Here is a 17032-nt window from a genome sequence, read left to right on the forward strand (position 1 = left end):
GATTGAACGAGGCCGCATCAGGACGCCAGCGATCCCCGCCTGCGCGGGGATGACGAAAAGGAATTTGAAAATGCCGCTGTACCATACCGAAGATCAGGCGATGCTCGCCGATACCGCACGCCAGTTCATGGCCGACGAAGGCAATATCGCAAAACAGCTGCGCCACTGGCGCGACACCAATTGCAAGGACGGTTTCGGCCACGCCCTGTGGAAGCAGTTTGCCGAACTGGGCTTTACCGGCATCCTGGTCAGCGAAGCCGATGGCGGGCTGGGCATGGGCAATGTCGAAGCCGGGATCGTGCTGGAGGAAATCGGCCGCAACCTCACCCCCTCGCCCTTCCTGACCAGCTCGGTCATGGCCGCAACGGCGTTGGGCCAGGCCTCGGACGAACTGCGCGGGCGCTATCTGCCCGGCCTGCTTTCGGGCGACAGCGTCTTCGCCGTGGCGATCGACGAAGGTCCGAAGCATCGTCCCGAACGCATTTCCACCCGCGCCGAGCGCGCCGGCAACGGCTTCAAGCTGAGCGGTTCGAAAGCCTTCGTGGTCCAGGGCGGCAGCGCCGACATGCTGGTCGTCGCGGCCCGCACCGCTGGCAGCGATGACGACAATGACGGGATCACCCTGTTCGCCGTGCCCAAGGATGCGGCGGGCCTGAGCATGGACGTGGTCCGCCTGGTCGACAGCGCGCAGAGCGCCCATGTGAAGCTGGACGGCGTGCAGCTGGATGCCGATGCCGTGATCGGCGAAGTCGATGGCGGGCGCGAGGTGCTGAACCGCGTGCTCAACGCCGGACGCGTCGGCGCGGCGGCGGAAAGCGTCGGCGTGGCGCTCGGCTCGTTCGACATGACCACCACCTATCTCAAGCAGCGCAAGCAGTTCGGCAAGCTGATCGGCGAATTCCAGTCGCTCCAGCATCGCGCCGCGCACCTCTATTCCGAACTGGAAATCGCCCGCGCCACGGTGATCAAGGCGCAGCAGCTGCTCGACGCCGGCAGCGAAAAGGCCGAGCTGATGGTCTCGGTCGCCAAGGCCAAGGCGGGCAAGGCTGCCGGTCTCGCGGTCAAGGAAGGCGTGCAGATGCACGGCGGCATCGGCATGACCGACGAATACGACATCGGCCTCTACATGAAGCGCGACCGCGCTCTCGCCGAATTCATGGGCGACCTGTACTATCACGCAGAACGCGTCGCCCAGCTGAGCGGCTATTGAGGAGCAAGGACATGGCTTTCGATTTCACCAAACTCTTCAGCCTTGAAGGCAAGGTTGCCCTGATCACCGGCGGTTCGCGCGGGATCGGCAAGATGCTGCTCGAAGGTTTCCTCGCCGCCGGGTGCGAGAAGGTTTACATCACCGCCCGCAAGCGCGAGCAGCTGGCCGAGACCGAAGCGGAATTCAACGCCGCCTATCCGGGCAAGGTCATCGGCCTGCCGGGCGACCTCAGCCAGATGGACGACGTGAAGCGCCTGGCCGAGGAACTGGCCAGCCGCGAAAGCAAGCTGGACATCCTGGTCAACAATGCCGGGGCCGCCTGGGGCGCGGAATTTGACCAGTTCCCCGAAGCGGGCTGGGACAAGGTCATGGACCTCAACGTCAAGAGCCTGTTCTTCCTGACCCAGAAGCTGCACCCGCTGCTGACGGCTGCGGCCAGCTTTGACCGTCCGGCTAAGGTGATCAACATCGCCTCGATTGACGGGCTGCGTCCGAACCCGTGGGAGACCTATTCCTACCAGGCATCGAAGGCCGCCGTGATTCACCTGACCAAGCGCATGGCCGCGCGCCTGATCAAGGACAACATCGTTGCCACCTGCATCGCGCCGGGCGCCTATCCCAGCGAGATGAACAAGGCTGCGGCCAAGAACCCGGAAGGCAGCGCCAAGGGCATCCCCTACAAGCGCGTGGGCGTGGCCGAGGACATTGCGGGCGGCGCCATCTACCTCGCCAGCCGCGCGGGCGACTATGTGGTCGGCACCACCATCCCGATCGACGGCGGCATCGTGAACGCCTGGATCCCCAGCGAGTTCAACGACCCGTCGGGGCATTGATCTGAAACGCTCGTCATTGCGATTGGAGTGCTTGGTCGTTTCACTCCTCGCAATGACGAGGTTGGGTCCATTTTGTAAAGTTTCGCGCAGAGGGCGCAGAGATCGCGGAGGGAAAATCTCTGCGCCCTCTGCGCCCTCTGCGCGAAACTTGTGACTGGGCAATCCAGATACCAATGCCTTCGACAAGCTCAGGCGGAGCGGGAACAAGGGCTTACCTTAAAACCCCGCTCAGGCTGAGCTTGTCGAAGCCGGGCAGCGTAAACCGCCTTCACCCTTCGACAGGCTCAGGGTGAGCGTGGGGTGAAATGGCAGGCCGCCCCCCGGCCTAATCCCGCATCAATTCGCGGACGAATCCGATCAGCCCCGTCTGGCGCGCGCGGCGCATGCGTTCGGCGTGGAGGATCTCACAGACCTGGTCATAGCAGGCTTCGACGTCGTCGTTGACCACGACATAGTCATAGCCGTCCCAGTGGCTGATTTCGGCGCGGGCACGTTCCATACGGGCGGCGATCACTTCGGCGCTGTCGGTCCCGCGTCCGTTCAGGCGGCGCTGCAATTCTGCCAGGCTGGGCGGCAGGATGAACACCCGGACCACGTCGGTTTCCATCTTCTGGTACAGTTGCTGCGTACCTTGCCAGTCGATGTCGAACAGGAAGTCCTGCCCTTCGCGCAGCCCCGCCTTCACTTGCGCCTTGGGCGTGCCATAGCAATTGTTGAAGACGCGCGCCCATTCCAGGAACTCGCTGTTTTCGACCATGGCGTCGAACTGTTCCTGCGAGACGAAGTGGTAGTCCTTGCCGTCCACTTCGCCCGCACGCATCGGTCGGGTGGTGGCGGAGACGGACAGCTTGATGTCCGGGTCACGCTCTAGCAGCATCCGGCTGATCGTGGTCTTGCCCGCGCCCGAAGGCGAGGAGAGGATGAACATCAGTCCGCGGCGTTGGAGCGTATTGGTAGCCATGCGCGCTGATGGCGCATCGCGGGGCAGAAAATCAAGCCTTGTCGGCGCCCTTTTCCGCCTGTTCGGCAACGGCCTTGTTTCCTTCGGAGCGCGCAGCCGCCTTGCCCTTGCGCCGGTCATACAGCGTCTTGGCCAGCAAACCGCCGCCGACCACCAGCGCGCCGGGGACCGAACGGGTCGCGATCCGGGCCAGCGCGGTGCCGACCAGGGTCTGCGTCATGGAGCGTCCCTTGACCAGGTTGCGCGCGTCCTGCTTGGAATATTTGGTGCCGAGCAAGGCTACCTCAACCGCCCGGCGGAGCAGCTGCCCGCCGCCGCGCAGGGCGAAATCGGCCAGGACCAGATTGGTCATCGGATTGGGGCTGGGGCTGGGGGTCTTTTCGGCTACGGTATCCAGCGCGCCCTTGGCTGCTTTCTTCCCTTTGCCGAACACACCCTTGGCCATGGCTATTTCTTTCGTCCGAAATCGACGGTGACCACGTTGGACCCGTCATCGCTGGTCATAACGGGCGAGCCTTGGTCTTGCTCCGCGAAATCGGAATAATCCTCGTCCGGCAGGGCAGCCTGGAACTGCAGGCCGAAATCGACAGCGGGATCGACGAAGGCGGTGATCGCGGCGAAGGGAATCACCAGCTTGGTCGGAATCTGGTTGAACGACAGGCCGACCGAGAAGTGGTCCGGCTCCACCGTCAGGTCCCAGAACTTGTTCTGGAGGACGATGGTCATTTCGTCCGGGAAGCGTTCCTTCAGGTGGGTGGGAATGTCCACGCCTGGTGCGGTGGTCTTGAAGGTGATGTAGAAATGATGGTCGCCCGGCAGGACCCCGCCCGCATCGACGACCTGGCCCAGCACCCGCTCAACCACGGCGCGCAGGGCCTCTTGCACGATTTCGTCATAGGGGATCAGGCTGTCAGGCGTCTCGCTCATGAATCCCAAGTGGCGCTGCCCGGCCTGCGGGTCAAGGGGGGAAAGGGGTGAGAGGAATGGGGGCAACGGGAAAGAGATTGCGCCCGCCCGATTCCGGCCTATAGGCGCTCCCCATGCGGACGGCACGCATTGCGCGGAAAACTCACGAAACCGATATCCTCGTCGAAGTGAACCTCGATGGGACCGGTGCCTATGACGTTTCAACCGGGATCGGTTTTCTCGATCACATGATCGAACAGTTCAGCCGCCATTCCCTGATCGACCTGAAATGCCACGTGAAGGGCGACCTGCACGTCGACCAGCACCACACCACCGAAGACAGCGCCATCGCCATTGGCCAGGCGATCAGCCAGGCCCTCGGCGACAAGGCCGGGATCGGCCGCTACGGCACGGCCTACAGCCCGATGGACGAAGCGCTGGCGCGCATCGCACTCGACATTTCGGGCCGCCCCTGGCTGGTCTGGAACGCAAAGTTCACCCAGGAACGCCTGGGCGAAATGGATACCGAGCTGTTCGAGCACTGGTTCCAGTCGATTGCCCAGGCGATCGGCATCACGCTGCACATCGAACTGCTTTACGGCAGCAACAACCACCACATCTGCGAAGGCATCTACAAGGGATTTGCCCGTGCGATGCGGCAGGCGGTGGAGCTGGACCCGCGCAAGGCAGGCGCGATTCCCTCGACGAAAGGGCAACTCGGTGGCTGAGGTGCTCGCGCTGGTCGATTACGGCGCGGGAAATCTCCACTCGGTCGCCAATGCCCTGAAAGCTGCGGGCGCGCAAAGCGTCAGCGTTACGGCCGATCCCGACGTGATCCGCGCGGCGGACCGGATCGTCCTGCCGGGCGTCGGCAGCTTCAAGGCCTGCGCCGAAGGGCTGCGCGCGATTCCGCATCTGGAAGAGACGCTGCGCGAACGGGTGATCGTCGGTGGCGCGCCGTTCCTGGGCATCTGCGTGGGCATGCAATTGCTGGCAGACCGCGGGGTTGAGCATGGCGTTACCCCCGGCCTCGGCTGGATCGGCGGCGAAGTGCGGCTGATCGAACGGACCGACCCGGCGATCAAGATCCCGCACATGGGCTGGAATGACGTGGAAGTTACCTCTCACGCCGCGCTGGTCGAACCGGGCGAGGCCTATTTCCTGCACTCGTACCACTTCGCGCCGGACGCGGGACGCTCGGTTGCCGCCATGACGGATCATGGCGGCGGGCTGGTCGCCGCCGTGGCGCAGGACAATATCGTGGGCGTGCAGTTCCACCCCGAAAAGAGCCAGGCTTACGGCCTTGCCCTGCTGGCCCGCTTCCTGGAATGGAAACCATGATCGGAGCAGGAACCGACCTTTCGAGACCCGTCATCCTGAACTTGTTTCAGGATCCATCGGGCCGCGAATCCCGGTTGCGCAGGGGGAAGGTCAACCGCCCGGTTTGCACTTTTCCTGCTCCAACCGGGCAGGCCGAAGAATGGATCCTGAAACAAGTTCAGGATGACGAAGCGGGTAACAAAGGGCTGTGCCTATGATCGTTTTTCCGGCCATCGACCTCAAGGGCGGGCAGGTCGTCCGTCTTGCCGAAGGGGACATGGATCGCGCCACTGTCTATGGCGACAATCCGGCTGCCCAGGCCCTGCTGTTTGCGGAAGCCGGTTCGCAGTTCCTGCACGTGGTCGATCTGGACGGTTCCTTCGCGGGCCGCGCCGAAAACCGCGCTGCGGTGGAAGCCATCCTGGAAGCCTTCCCCGGCCACGTCCAGCTGGGCGGCGGCATCCGCACGCGCGAGGCGGTCGAAGGCTGGTTCGATCTGGGCGTATCGCGCGTGGTCATGGGCACCGCCGCGCTGAAAGACCCGCAGTTCGTGAAGGACATGGCGGCGGAGTTTCCGGGCGGCATCGTCGTCGCCGTCGATGCGCGTGACGGCATGGTCGCAACCGAAGGCTGGGCCGAAGTGTCCGACGTGTCGGTGGTCGATCTGGCCCGCCGCTTCGAGGACGCGGGCGTCGCCAGCCTGCTGTTCACCGACATTGGCCGCGACGGCCTGCTGAAGGGCGTGAATATCGAAGCGACGGTCGATCTCGCCCGCCGGGTCGACATTCCGGTGATCGCCAGCGGCGGCGTCAAAGGCCTGGACGATATCCATGTCCTTTCGCTCCACGCCCAGGAAGGCATCGAAGGCGTCATTACCGGCCGCGCCCTGTTCGAAGGGCGGCTCGACCTGGCGGCGGCCATCGCCATCGCGAGCAAGGCATGACCGTCCGCATCCGCGTCATTCCCTGCCTGGACGTGCGCGACGGGCGCGTGGTCAAGGGCGTGAACTTCGTGGACCTGCGCGATGCCGGCGATCCGGTGGAACAGGCCCGCGCCTATGACGCGGCGGGCGCGGACGAACTGTGCTTCCTGGACATTTCCGCCAGCCATGAAGGGCGCGGCACCCTGCTGGACGTGGTGCGCCGCACCGCCGAAGTCTGCTTCATGCCGCTGACCGTGGGCGGCGGGGTCCGCTCGGTCGAGGATGCCCGTGCGCTGCTGCTGGCCGGGGCGGACAAGGTGGCGGTGAACAGTGCCGCCGTATCCCGCCCCGAAGTGGTGGCCGACATTGCCGAAAAGATGGGCAGCCAGTGCGTCGTCGCCTCGGTCGATGCGCGGCGCACTCCGCGGGGGAACTGGGAAATCTTCACCCACGGCGGGCGCAAGGCGACCGGGATCGACGCGGTGGAGCATGCCATTCGCCTGGCCGAACTGGGCGCGGGCGAACTGCTCGTCACCTCGATGGACGGGGATGGCACCCAGCGCGGCTATGACCTGGAACTGACCCGCACGATTGCCGATGCCGTGTCCGTGCCGGTGATTGCCAGCGGCGGGGTCGGCACGCTCGACCACCTGGTCGAAGGCGTGACCAAGGGCCATGCCAGCGCGGTCCTGGCCGCTTCGATCTTTCACTTCGGCACCTATACCATCGCCCAGGCCCATGCCGCCTTGCGCGCGGCGGGGCTTCCGGCAAGAGGTTAGGAATCGCGCCGATTGCGCGAAGCGGCGATTCGCTTTAAGGACGCGCGCGAGCCTTTGTACGCAACAGGAGAGAATACTATAGCACCCCCACCCCGGCGCATGATGACGCCCCCCGTGAAAAGCGGGCCGCGCTACAACCAGATGATTACCTCGGACAAGGTTCGCGTCATTGACGAGAACGGCGAGAATCTGGGCGTCATGTACACCCGCGAAGCGATCGAACAGGCAGCCGACGTAGGCCTGGACCTGGTTGAAATCTCTCCCAACGCCGATCCGCCGGTGGCGAAGTTCCTCGATGTCGGCAAGTTCCGGTACGAGGCGCAGAAAAAGGCCAACGCCGCGCGCAAGAGCCAGAAGACGCAGGAGATCAAGGAGATCAAGATGCGTCCGAACATCGACGATCACGACTATGACGTGAAGATGCGCGCGATTCACAAGTTCATCGGCGAAGGCGACAAGGTGAAAGTCACCCTGCGTTTCCGCGGTCGTGAGCTTTCGCACCAGCAGCTGGGCATGAACCTGCTGCGCCGGGTGCAGGAAGACACCAACGAAATCGCCAAGATCGAGGCCTATCCCCGCATGGAAGGCCGCCAGATGCTGATGGTGATTTCGCCGAAGTAACAATCAACAGGGTGAGCGGGGGGCCGCGATGACTGCCAAGCGCGTGTGCTTCTGGCTGGGGCCGCTGGGCTTCCTGTTCACCTTGCTGACCTCCACTCCGGCCGGAATGCCGGAACTCGCCTGGCCGACGGCCGGGCTGGTCTGGTGGATGGCCACCTGGTGGATGAGCGAGGCCCTGCCCCTTTCCGCCACGGCCCTGCTGCCTTTCATCCTGCTGCCGCTGATCGGCGTTTCGGACGCCAACAAGACGGCGGCGGCCTATTACTCGCCCACGATGTTCCTGTTCCTGGGCGGGGCATTCCTGGCCCTGGCGGTTGAGCGGACCGGGCTGCACCGCCGCCTGGCACTCGCCATCCTCAGCCGCGCGGGCCATTCCAACTGGCAATTGCTGCTGGCGGTGATGGCCGCGACGGCGACGATCTCGATGTTCATCTCGAATACCTCGACCGCGCTGATCATGATGCCCATGGCGCTGGCCATGCTCGCTTCGGGCGGGGTGAAGGAAGGCGCGCAGGACGGGATTGCGGGAGCCTTGCCGATGGGCGTGGCCTTTGCCGCCACCCTGGGCGGGTTCGGCACGATTGTCGGCACGCCGACCAATGCCATCGCCGTGGCCCTGCTCAACAAGAGCCTGGGGGTAGAGCTGACCTTCCTGGAATGGAGCGCCTACGGCATCCCGGTGGTGCTGCTGGGCGTACCGCTGGCGGCCTTCATCATCGCGCGGGTGCAGGGCATCCACAGCGACACCTTCGATCCCGCCGCCGCGCGCTCTGCCATCCACTTGCCGGACAAGTGGACCACGCCCGAACGGCGGCTCGCGCCGGTATTCATCCTGACCGTGATCGCCTGGGTTTCGATGCCGCTGCTCAAGCCGCTGTTCCCGGCGGGCGGGCTCGATGATGGCACCATCGCGGCGCTGGCGGGGCTGAGCTTGTTCTTCCTGCCCGATGGCACGGGCCGCCCGCTGCTCAACTGGGACGAGGCGAACCGCGCGCCCTGGGGCGTGATCCTGATGTTCGGCGGCGGGCTGGCGCTGGCCATGGGCATGACCGAAAGCGGGTTGGCCGGCTGGCTGGGCCAGATGCTGCTGCCGCTGCGCGTGGTGCCGCTGCCCATCGTCGCGCTGGTGCTGGTCGCCTTCGTCGTGCTGGTGACCGAATTTGCCAGCAACATCGCTGCCGCCAGCGGGATCATGCCGGTGGTCGGTGCGCTGGTCGCCGCACTGGGCGCGGACCCGATCCTGCTCGCCCTGCCCGCTGCCCTCGCGGCAAGCTGGGGCTTCATGCTGCCCGCTGGCACCGGACCCAATGCGCTGGCCTGGTCGACCGGGCACATCGCCATGCCCCGCGTGCTCAAGGCCGGGCTGCTGCTCGACCTGGCGGGCGTGTTCCTGATGGTGGCGGTCGTCTGGACGGTCGCGACGCTCGTCTGATCCGGTTTCAGTTGAAATCAAATACCTGGCTGGTTATGCCTGTCCGCCCGGTCCGGGTGGAGATGCGCGCCTGCGGAGGTTAGACGCGCCAGTGCCGCCCGCCGACCTGCCCGGCTCCCGCCTTCCTGGGAGCGCTGTTCAGGAAGGAGGCCCCTTTGGCCGATACCCCGCCGCGCAAACCGAAACCCAGCCTGACCGCGCTGGGCGATCACCCGCTTGCGCCCGAAACGCTGATGATGGGCCACGGCTATGACCCGATGCTGTCCGAAGGCAGCCTGAAGGCGCCGATCTTCCTGACCAGCACTTTCGCCTTTCCCAGCGCGGCAGAGGGCAAGCGGTTCTTCGAAGGGATCACCGGCAAGCGTCCGGGCGGGACCGACGGCCTGGTCTATTCGCGCTTCAACGGGCCGAACCAGCAGATCCTGGAAGGGCGCCTGGCCCTGTGGGACGGGGCCGAGGAAGCGCTGGTTTTCTCCAGCGGCATGACGGCGATCTGCGTGCTGATGATGACCTATTGCTCGGCAGGCGACGTGATCGTCCATTCCGGCCCGCTCTATGCGGCAAGCGAAGGCTTTGTCGCCCGCACCCTCAGCCGCTTTGGCGTGACCTATGTCGACTTCCCGGCAGGAGCCACCCGCGAGGAACTGGACGCGGTGCTGGCCAAGGCGCAGCAGCAGGCCGCGGCACAGGGCGGCAAGGTGGCCATGATCTATCTGGAAAGCCCCGGCAACCCGACCAATGCCCTGGTCGATGTCGAGGCGGTGCGCGCGGCGCGCGATGCGGCGCTGGGGACCGATTGCCCGATTGCCATCGACAATACCTTCCTTGGCCCGCTGTGGTCGCGCCCGCTGGATCACGGCGCGGACGTGGTGGTCTATTCGCTGACCAAATATGTCGGCGGGCATTCCGACCTGGTCGCGGGCAGCATTGCCGGGGCCCGGCGCTGGATCGATCCGGTGCGGATGCTGCGCAACACCATGGGCGGGATTGCCGACCCGCACACCGCCTGGATGCTGCTGCGCAGCCTGGAAACGGTCGAGCTGCGGATGAGCCGCGCGGGCGAGAACGCGGCCAAGGTCTGCGCCTGGCTGGCCCGGCACCCAAAGGTCGAAGGGCTGGGCTACCTGGGCATGATCGACGATCCGCGCCAGCAGGACATCTTTGACCGCCACTGCACCGGCGCGGGCAGCACTTTCAGCCTGTTCGTCAAGGGCGGAGAGGCGGAAAGCTTCCGCTTCCTCGACGCGCTCAAGATCGCCAAGCTGGCGGTCAGCCTGGGCGGAACGGAAACGCTGGCCAGCCATCCCGCCAGCATGACCCACCTGTCCGTGCCGGACGAGCGCAAGGCCATGCTGGGGATCACCGACAACCTGGTGCGCATTTCCATCGGGATCGAGAATGCGGACGACCTGATCGCCGACTTCGAACAGGCGTTCGCTGCGGTTTGATCGCTTCCCCGGCGGCGCGAGGGGCACGCTTAGGTGTTGCCCCTAGCGCCGCTTTCTGCTCTTGCCCCGGCTGAGTCTGGGAATATCGGGAGCAATGGGCCATGTCCGAAGAACCGCACGACAAGCTGCTGCCTGAAGGGCTGGAGGACGAACCCACCCGCGCGGGCCTGAAGAAGGTGACCGAGGGGCAGTGGGCCGGCTGGTATCACTACGAACCCTCCGACGCGTTCGAGGACTATGCCGGGCCGTTCTATTGCAAGCCCGAACGCAAGAAGATGATCTGCGGCTTCATGCCGGATGAGAAGAACTGCAATGCCGGGGGCAATATCCACGGCGGGTCGCTGATGACTTTCGCCGACTATGCCCTGTTCATGATCGCGGGCGGCATGAACAACGAAGTCCACGGCGTGACCGTGACCTGCAATTGCGAATTCGTGAACGCCGCCGTTCCGGGCAAGCTGCTGGTCGCGCGCGGGGAAGTGGTCCGTGCTGGCCTGTCGATGGTCTTCGTGCGCGGGATCATCTACGATTCCGAGGATGGCGACCGCCCGGTCCTGGCCTTCTCCGGTTCGATCAAACGCCTGCCTGCGCGGGACCGGGGCTGAGGATCAACCTTCGACCCGCCCGCTGTGCTTCGAGACAGGCCCTCAATCTGCGATTTCGGCCCTTCCTCAGCACGAACGGCTGAACGGCCATTGATCGCCACCACCCGTTCGCCCTGAGGAGCCTTGAAGCCGCAGGCTGAAAGGCGTCTCGAAGGGCCGGAACCGCAAACTACCCCCGCCACTCCCGCCGTTCTTCGGCGGCGCGCAGGACTTCGTAGGCGAGTTGCAGGGCCTGGAACGCTTTGGCGGCGTCCTCGTCGCCCGGGCGCACGTCGGGGTGGACCAGCTTGGCCTTGGTCCGCCAGGCCTTTTTCACCTCGTCAAAGTCCGCATCCGGGTCGAGGCCAAGTACTTCCAGCGCGCGCAACTCGTCACGGCTGCGGGTGCCATCGCCCGAGGTGGCCCAGCCGTAATGGGCGCTTTCCTTGAACCCCTCGCTTTGCTGGCGTTCCTCGTTCTCGCGCGCGGCGGCTTCCTCGGCATCGAGGCCCGCGAAGTAGTCCCACCCGGCATTATATTCAGCGGCATGCTTCTGGCAGAACATCCAGCGGTCCGGGCTGTTCGGGCTTTTCGGCGCGGGGCAATTCCCGGGTTCGTTGCAGCCGTGCCGGTCGCACAGGCGGACCTGCGCGGCTTCACGGCTGCCGCCGTAGCCACCCCAGCGGGGAAAGCCCCAATTGTTGGATCGCGTCGCTCGGCCCATGGCTTTCGCGATAGGCGCAAGGCCCCCGCTTTCGCAAGGCTGCAAAAGCATTGGCCAGCGTGTCCCAACTGACGTATTGAACGCTCCGTGGCGCGCAACCATATCGCGGCCAAAGGATTTCCTCGATGAGCAAGCAACTTGCCCTGTCGATTGCCGTATCGGTCCTGGCCATGGTCAGCTTCGTGCTGCTGGGCCAGCAGGCCGGCGTGCAGCTTGCCCGCGATGCCCGCGCGCAGATCCCGATGAGCGCCGACTTCGCGCCGATCCCCACCCTGCCGCGGTTCTTCCCGATTTCGAATTGAAGGTTCGACAAGCTCAGCCTGGGCGGGATTGAACGCCGGGTTGCGCCGCGCGCCTCTGCGTTCCCGGCGATCTCTGCGCGGACGATTCCGCGCCCATGTTGCACTGCACAAAAATCGCTTGACTTCGCAGGTGCAGCACCTATTTTGTGCACTGCAACATGAACCGTATAGGCGTGCCGCCTGCGGAACTTGTGAAGGAATGGAACGATGGCTCAAGCCAGTGAAGCCAAGATTGATGCCGCCAAGGCTGAAGCCGTGGCCGAAAAGGCCTATGCCGAAGCCGCTGCCGCCACTCCGGTGAAGGCAGACGAAAAGACCGAAGCTGCCCAGCCTGCTCCGGTCACCGCGAAGCGGGCGGCAAAGCCTGCCGCGAAGAAGACCGTGAAGAAGGCTGCTGCCGCCAAGCCGGTGGCGCCCAAGAAGATTGCCAAGCCGGCCGCGCGCAAGCCCGCCGCTGCCGCGCCCGCTCCCACTTTCAAGGATACCATCATGGCCAAGACCCAGAACGTGACCGAAGACTTCACCGCCAAGGTGAAGGAAGCGATGACCCAGGCGCAGGACCGCGCCAAGCAGGCTTTTGAAAAGAGCCAGGCCCTGGCCGGTGAAGCCGGTGAATTCACCAAGGGCAACGTCGAAGCCCTGGTCGAATCCGGCAAGGTGCTGGCCGCTGGCGTCCAGGACCTGGGCAAGGACTATGTGGCCGAAGCCAAGTCGGCTTTCGAAACCGTCCAGGCCGATTTCAAGGCCCTGGCTGCGGTGAAGAGCCCGGCTGACTTCTTCCAGCTGCAGGGTGAAATCCTGCGCCGCAACTTTGACGCTGCCGTCGTGACCGGTTCGAAGAATTCGGAAAAGATGGTCAAGATCGCCAACGAAGCTTTCGCGCCGATCCAGAACCGCGTCAGCCTGGCGATGGAAAAGGTCAAGCAGGCCGCCTGACGGCAGCCTACCCTCGCGGCCCGGCTCCTCCTCTCCAGGCCGGACCGCGAGACCTGATGCCAAAGGCCGGATGGCGCATTTCGCGTCGTCCGGCCTTTCGCTTTATCGCGTCGGCTCTTGTCCTTACCCCCCGCAATGCGATATTTGATGGCCATGCATTCATCCCCTGCCCTTGAACTGGATTTGATCCGCAGTGCCGACGATGCCGATGGCAGCGGCAATTCCGATGGCCAGGGGCAAATCGGCATTGCCACCAAGACTCGCGCCAAGCCGAAGAAGCCCAGCCAGTTCAAGGTGCTGATGCTGAACGACGATTACACGCCGATGGAATTCGTCGTCATGGTGCTGAAGCGGTTCTTCAACATGGACCTGGAACAGGCGACCCGGGTGATGCTGCACGTCCACCAGCGCGGCGTCGGCGTTTGCGGCATCTTCCCCTATGAAATCGCCGAAACCAAGGTGAACCAGGTGATGGATTTCGCCCGCCAGAACCAGCACCCGCTGCAATGCACGCTGGAAAAGGCCTGAGCTGAGCCGGCTGGGCGGCGCGTGCCCGCATTTGCGCTTTGCCGCCGCCTGCTTGCTGGCTATGGATCGGGCATGAGGCAATTCCGGGCACCAGGACCCCAGTGAAGGCGATCCCCGCCATCGACCGCTATATCTTCCGGCTGGTGCTTGGCCCCATGCTGGCGGTTTTCGTCGTGGCCGCGTCGCTGCTGGTGCTCGACAAGATGCTCAAGCTGTTCGAATTCGTCGGCAACGAGGGCGGGCCGATCTCGGTCGTGTTCCGCATGCTCGCGAACCTCATGCCGGAATATGCCAGCCTGGCGATCCCGCTGGGCCTGATGCTGGGCATCCTGATGGCCTTCCGCAAGCTTGCCACGACCAGCGAACTGGACGTAATGCGCGCCGTCGGCCTCAGCTACACCCGGCTGCTGCGGGTGCCTTATGCGATCACCATCGTGCTGGCCGCGCTGAACCTGCTGATCGTGGGCTATCTCCAGCCGCTGTCGCGGTACTGGTACGAACAGCTCGATTTCGAACTGCGCTCAGGTGCGCTGGGCGCTTCGATTAAGGTGGGCGAGTTTACCACGCTGCAAGACCGGGTCGCGCTGCGGATCGAGCAGAGCAAGGACAATGGCCGGCAGCTCAGCGGCATCTTCGCCCGCTTCTCCTCGCCCCAGGGCCAGGTGCTGACGATCTCCGCGCGCGAAGGGCAGTTCCTGGCGCTGAAGGGCAGCCCGGACACGATCATCCTGCGCCTGACCGATGGGCAGATCATCCAGGACGAACCCGGCGCCAGCCCCCGCGTGCTCAGCTTCTCGCGCCATGACCTGCCGATCGACCTGCCCGCGATCCAACGCTTCCGCGAACGCGGCGGGAAAGAGCGCGAATATATCCTGCCCGAACTGCTCCGCATCGGCTGGAGCGATGCGGCGACCCGGCAATTGCGCAACGAAACCAGGGCCAGCCTGAACTTTCGCCTGGTCGAAGTGGTGATGATGCTGCTGCTGCCGCTGCTGGCCGTGGCGCTGGCCGTTCCGCCGAAGCGGTCCACCTCGCCGCTGGGGGTGTTCGTGTCGATCGTGCTGGTTGTCGCCTATCACAAGGTCAACGAATACGGTCAGGCGGCCGGGGCGCAGGGCCGCTTCCCGCCAGAGCTGATCCTGTGGGGCCCGTTCGTGCTGTTCGCGGCGCTCATCCTGTGGATGTACTGGCGCGTCGCCTATGTCCCCGGCGGGCAGCCGATCGGCGCGCTTGAGAAGTTCTTTGGCACCCTGGGCAAGAAGATTACCAGCCTGTGGAAGCGCCGCCAGCGCAAGGCGAGGACCGCCTGATGTTTGCCGCCATGTTCCCTTCGCGCACCTTGACGCTGTACCTGGCGCGGCTGTTCATCACCCGCATCCTGGGCGTGCTGATCCTGCTGGTGCTGGTCCTGCAAATGCTGGACCTCCTTTCGGAAAGCGGCAATATCCTGGCGGTCCCGGGCAATGGGCAGGCGGAAATCCTGTACTACGTCTCGCTGCGCATCCCGCAGCTGATCGCGCGGTTCCTGCCCTATTCGGTGCTACTGGCGACGCTGTTCACGTTCTGGCCGCTCAACCAGAACAGCGAGGTGATCGCCATGCGCGCCGCCGGGCTTTCGGCGCACCAGGTGCTCGCCCCGATGCTGCTGACCGCCAGCCTGGTGTCGATGGCCAGCTTCGTTTTCAACGAAACCGTCGTGGCCAATTCCACCGGCACGCTGAAGCAGTGGAGCAGCCTGAAATATGCCCCGATCCCCAAGGATACGGGGATCAAGGCCAACGTCTACCTGCGCGACGGGACCGATATCCTGACCGCCAGCACCGTCACTGGCAGCGGTGACACGATCGTGATGCAGGGCGTCTCGTGGTATCGCCGCGATGCCGGCGGCATGGTGACGGAGCAGGTCCGCGCCGACCGCGCGACCTATGCCAATCCCGGCTGGCGGCTGGAGAATGCGCGCCGGTTCGACGTGCGGACCACGGTGCAGGAACCCGCCGGCAATCCGGTGATCGCGGCCGGAATCACGCCGATCCAGGTCACCATCGGCAAGGTCGATGCGGACGGGCAGAACATCTTTGAACTGCACCGCTCGATCCAGGCACTCAAGGCCGCGGGCCGCCGTACCAGCGAACTGGAAGGCAAGTGGTGGCACAAGTTCTCCGGCCCGCTCTCGGTCCTGCTGATGCCGCTGCTCGGGTCAGTCGCGGCGTTCGGCCTCGCCCGGTCGGGCAAGTTGCTGGTCCGCGCGATTGCCGGGATGGCGCTGGGCTTTGCCTATTTCGTGGTCGACAATGCCGCCCTGGCCATGGGCAATTTCGGCGGCTACCCGGCGCTGATCGCCGCCTGGGCACCGTTCCTGCTGTTCTACCTGGTGGGCGAGACCGTCCTGGTCCGAACCGAGGAATAGCGCCTAGCGCCGCACCATCGTGGAGCGCGCGATCTTGCCCAGCAGCGGCATGAAGCCGGTATAGCTCGCCCGTTCATAGGTCGAACCCGCACCCAGATGCGCGGTGATCCGGCGGTGCGCCTCACCCAGCGAGTGATAGGGCATCGAGGGCAGCAGATGGTGCAGCGCGTGATAGCGCAGGCCCACCGGTGCCCACAGCGGCGCCAGCAGTTCGGGCGGCGGCACATTGACCGAATCGAGGTACTGCGCCGTCACCGTCATCGCCTCGCCCTCGTTCTCCCACAGGTGGGCAACCAGCGTGCGGATCTGGTTGAGCACGGCCACGGCCGAGACCACTGCAATGGCGATCAGCAGCGGACGCCAGCCCCAGACCTGAGTGCTCGCCAGCAGAGCAAAGGACCAGGCGGTTGCCCCCAGCTCCTGCCACCAGACCATGCGGGCAAAGTCTCCTTCAGGCGGGCGGCGGCGAAAGTCGGGGTTGATCGACAGCGAGGAAGCGCGCTCCCACACCAGCTTGCGCAGCGGCGGGATCACCGCGCCCAGCGGCACCAGCACGGCGGACCGCAGCAGCAGGCCGAAGGGCAGGAGGATCGCCACGACGATGAACAGCGGCAGGCTCCACGGCTTCATCAGGGCAAGCGGCAGGTATTCCGGGTCCTCCGCCGTGCCATAGCGGGTGCGGGCGTGGTGCAGCGTGTGCACGCCTTCGTACATGAAGGACGGAGTCAGCATCGGGACACCGACCAGCAGGTTCCAGGCAAAGCGGAACCCGGGCAGCGCGTTCTTGTGGATATGGGTCAGCTCGTGGATGAACAGCAAGGCACGGTAGAGGGCGAACACGGCGATTACGCCCGCCACCCAGGCCTGCCAGCCTTGCAGCAGGATCGCACCGGCAATCCCGGCATAGCCCGCCGCCGCCGAAACCAGCATGTCCGGCCAGTAGATGCCCGGCCGGGCGGCGGAAATGTCGCGGGTCAGCTCAACCGCGGCGCGCAGCATGGCCATGTCGTCCGGAATCGCGGACTTGGGCTGGGCGGCAGAGATCTTTTCCTGAACAGTCATTTTCGCAATCTGATCCGTGTGAACGGCCCGGGGCCGATGGCTTGACAAGCGGTCCTA

Annotated in this window: 21 protein-coding genes; 16 read left to right on the forward strand and 5 right to left on the reverse strand. The window is 64.9% G+C overall.

What is annotated here, in order from left to right; translation table 11 throughout:
- Positions 1–70 precede the first annotated feature (70 nt).
- Both ACQKOE_RS09255 and ACQKOE_RS09260 read left to right on the forward strand, forming a co-directional pair.
- Positions 71–1210, forward strand: coding sequence for an acyl-CoA dehydrogenase family protein (locus tag ACQKOE_RS09255; protein ID WP_427512529.1), 1140 nt, complete (start codon positions 71–73; stop codon positions 1208–1210).
- A gap of 11 nt (positions 1211–1221) precedes the next feature.
- Complete coding sequence (locus ACQKOE_RS09260) at positions 1222–2043, forward strand: SDR family NAD(P)-dependent oxidoreductase (RefSeq protein WP_427512530.1); 822 nt, start codon at positions 1222–1224, stop codon at positions 2041–2043.
- 325 nt (positions 2044–2368) lie between these two features.
- On the opposite strand, the gene gmk is transcribed toward ACQKOE_RS09260, so the two are convergent.
- Genes gmk through ACQKOE_RS09275 form a run of 3 tightly spaced genes read right to left on the reverse strand, consistent with a single transcriptional unit; the run spans position 2369 to position 3931 of the window.
- Complete coding sequence (gene gmk, locus ACQKOE_RS09265) at positions 2369–3004, reverse strand: guanylate kinase (RefSeq protein WP_427512531.1); 636 nt, start codon at positions 3002–3004, stop codon at positions 2369–2371.
- A gap of 31 nt (positions 3005–3035) precedes the next feature.
- Complete coding sequence (locus ACQKOE_RS09270; protein WP_427512532.1) at positions 3036–3449, reverse strand: hypothetical protein; 414 nt, start codon at positions 3447–3449, stop codon at positions 3036–3038.
- Between the two features lie 2 nt (positions 3450–3451).
- Complete coding sequence (locus tag ACQKOE_RS09275) at positions 3452–3931, reverse strand: SspB family protein (protein WP_427512533.1); 480 nt, start codon at positions 3929–3931, stop codon at positions 3452–3454.
- 113 nt (positions 3932–4044) lie between these two features.
- Here ACQKOE_RS09275 and hisB point away from each other — a divergent pair, with 113 nt between their 5' ends.
- The 9 genes from hisB to ACQKOE_RS09320 all read left to right on the forward strand — a co-directional run bounded on the left by hisB (position 4045) and on the right by ACQKOE_RS09320 (position 11037).
- On the forward strand, positions 4045–4638 hold the full coding sequence (gene hisB, locus ACQKOE_RS09280) for an imidazoleglycerol-phosphate dehydratase HisB (RefSeq protein WP_427512534.1): 594 nt from the start codon (positions 4045–4047) through the stop codon (positions 4636–4638).
- On the forward strand, positions 4631–5251 hold the full coding sequence (hisH, locus tag ACQKOE_RS09285; protein WP_427512535.1) for an imidazole glycerol phosphate synthase subunit HisH: 621 nt from the start codon (positions 4631–4633) through the stop codon (positions 5249–5251). The genes hisB and hisH overlap by 8 nt, the downstream gene beginning before the upstream one ends.
- Positions 5239–5448 (forward strand): hypothetical protein, encoded by a 210-nt coding sequence (locus ACQKOE_RS09290; RefSeq protein WP_427512536.1) that lies wholly within the window; start codon positions 5239–5241, stop codon positions 5446–5448. Before hisH ends, ACQKOE_RS09290 begins: the two co-directional genes overlap by 13 nt.
- Positions 5445–6173, forward strand: coding sequence for a 1-(5-phosphoribosyl)-5-[(5-phosphoribosylamino)methylideneamino]imidazole-4-carboxamide isomerase (gene hisA, locus ACQKOE_RS09295; protein WP_374589831.1), 729 nt, complete (start codon positions 5445–5447; stop codon positions 6171–6173). The genes ACQKOE_RS09290 and hisA overlap by 4 nt, the downstream gene beginning before the upstream one ends.
- Entirely contained in the window at positions 6170–6931 is a 762-nt protein-coding gene (gene hisF / locus ACQKOE_RS09300) for an imidazole glycerol phosphate synthase subunit HisF (RefSeq protein ID WP_427512537.1), read from the forward strand. Before hisA ends, hisF begins: the two co-directional genes overlap by 4 nt.
- A 99-nt stretch (positions 6932–7030) precedes the next feature.
- Positions 7031–7552, forward strand: a complete 522-nt coding sequence (gene infC / locus ACQKOE_RS09305) for a translation initiation factor IF-3 (protein WP_374589829.1) — start codon at positions 7031–7033, stop codon at positions 7550–7552.
- 28 nt (positions 7553–7580) lie between these two features.
- On the forward strand, positions 7581–8984 hold the full coding sequence (locus tag ACQKOE_RS09310) for an SLC13 family permease (protein ID WP_427512538.1): 1404 nt from the start codon (positions 7581–7583) through the stop codon (positions 8982–8984).
- 155 nt (positions 8985–9139) lie between these two features.
- Entirely contained in the window at positions 9140–10432 is a 1293-nt protein-coding gene (locus tag ACQKOE_RS09315; RefSeq protein WP_427512539.1) for a cystathionine gamma-synthase family protein, read from the forward strand.
- Positions 10433–10533: 101 nt separating this feature from the next.
- Positions 10534–11037, forward strand: coding sequence for a PaaI family thioesterase (locus tag ACQKOE_RS09320; protein ID WP_427512540.1), 504 nt, complete (start codon positions 10534–10536; stop codon positions 11035–11037).
- A 169-nt stretch (positions 11038–11206) separates the two neighbouring features.
- On the opposite strand, the gene ACQKOE_RS09325 is transcribed toward ACQKOE_RS09320, so the two are convergent.
- Positions 11207–11740 (reverse strand): J domain-containing protein, encoded by a 534-nt coding sequence (locus ACQKOE_RS09325; protein WP_374589825.1) that lies wholly within the window; start codon positions 11738–11740, stop codon positions 11207–11209.
- 125 nt (positions 11741–11865) lie between these two features.
- On the opposite strand from ACQKOE_RS09325, the gene ACQKOE_RS09330 reads away from it, so the two are divergent.
- From ACQKOE_RS09330 to lptG, 5 genes are all read left to right on the forward strand, one after another.
- A complete protein-coding gene (locus ACQKOE_RS09330) occupies positions 11866–12042 on the forward strand; it encodes a hypothetical protein (RefSeq protein WP_374589824.1) in 177 nt (58 codons plus the stop codon).
- Between the two features lie 207 nt (positions 12043–12249).
- A complete protein-coding gene (locus tag ACQKOE_RS09335) occupies positions 12250–12978 on the forward strand; it encodes a phasin family protein (RefSeq protein WP_427512541.1) in 729 nt (242 codons plus the stop codon).
- Positions 12979–13131: 153 nt separating this feature from the next.
- Positions 13132–13506, forward strand: a complete 375-nt coding sequence (gene clpS / locus ACQKOE_RS09340; protein ID WP_374588780.1) for an ATP-dependent Clp protease adapter ClpS — start codon at positions 13132–13134, stop codon at positions 13504–13506.
- 101 nt (positions 13507–13607) lie between these two features.
- Positions 13608–14816, forward strand: coding sequence for an LPS export ABC transporter permease LptF (gene lptF / locus ACQKOE_RS09345; protein ID WP_427512542.1), 1209 nt, complete (start codon positions 13608–13610; stop codon positions 14814–14816).
- Positions 14816–15913 (forward strand): LPS export ABC transporter permease LptG, encoded by a 1098-nt coding sequence (gene lptG, locus ACQKOE_RS09350; protein ID WP_427512543.1) that lies wholly within the window; start codon positions 14816–14818, stop codon positions 15911–15913. The genes lptF and lptG overlap by 1 nt, the downstream gene beginning before the upstream one ends.
- 3 nt (positions 15914–15916) lie before the next feature.
- On the opposite strand, the gene ACQKOE_RS09355 is transcribed toward lptG, so the two are convergent.
- Complete coding sequence (locus ACQKOE_RS09355; RefSeq protein ID WP_427512544.1) at positions 15917–16975, reverse strand: fatty acid desaturase family protein; 1059 nt, start codon at positions 16973–16975, stop codon at positions 15917–15919.
- Positions 16976–17032: the final 57 nt, after the last annotated feature.

This window comes from Novosphingobium sp. NPDC080210 (assembly GCF_050281025.1).
Lineage (GTDB): Bacteria > Pseudomonadota > Alphaproteobacteria > Sphingomonadales > Sphingomonadaceae > Novosphingobium.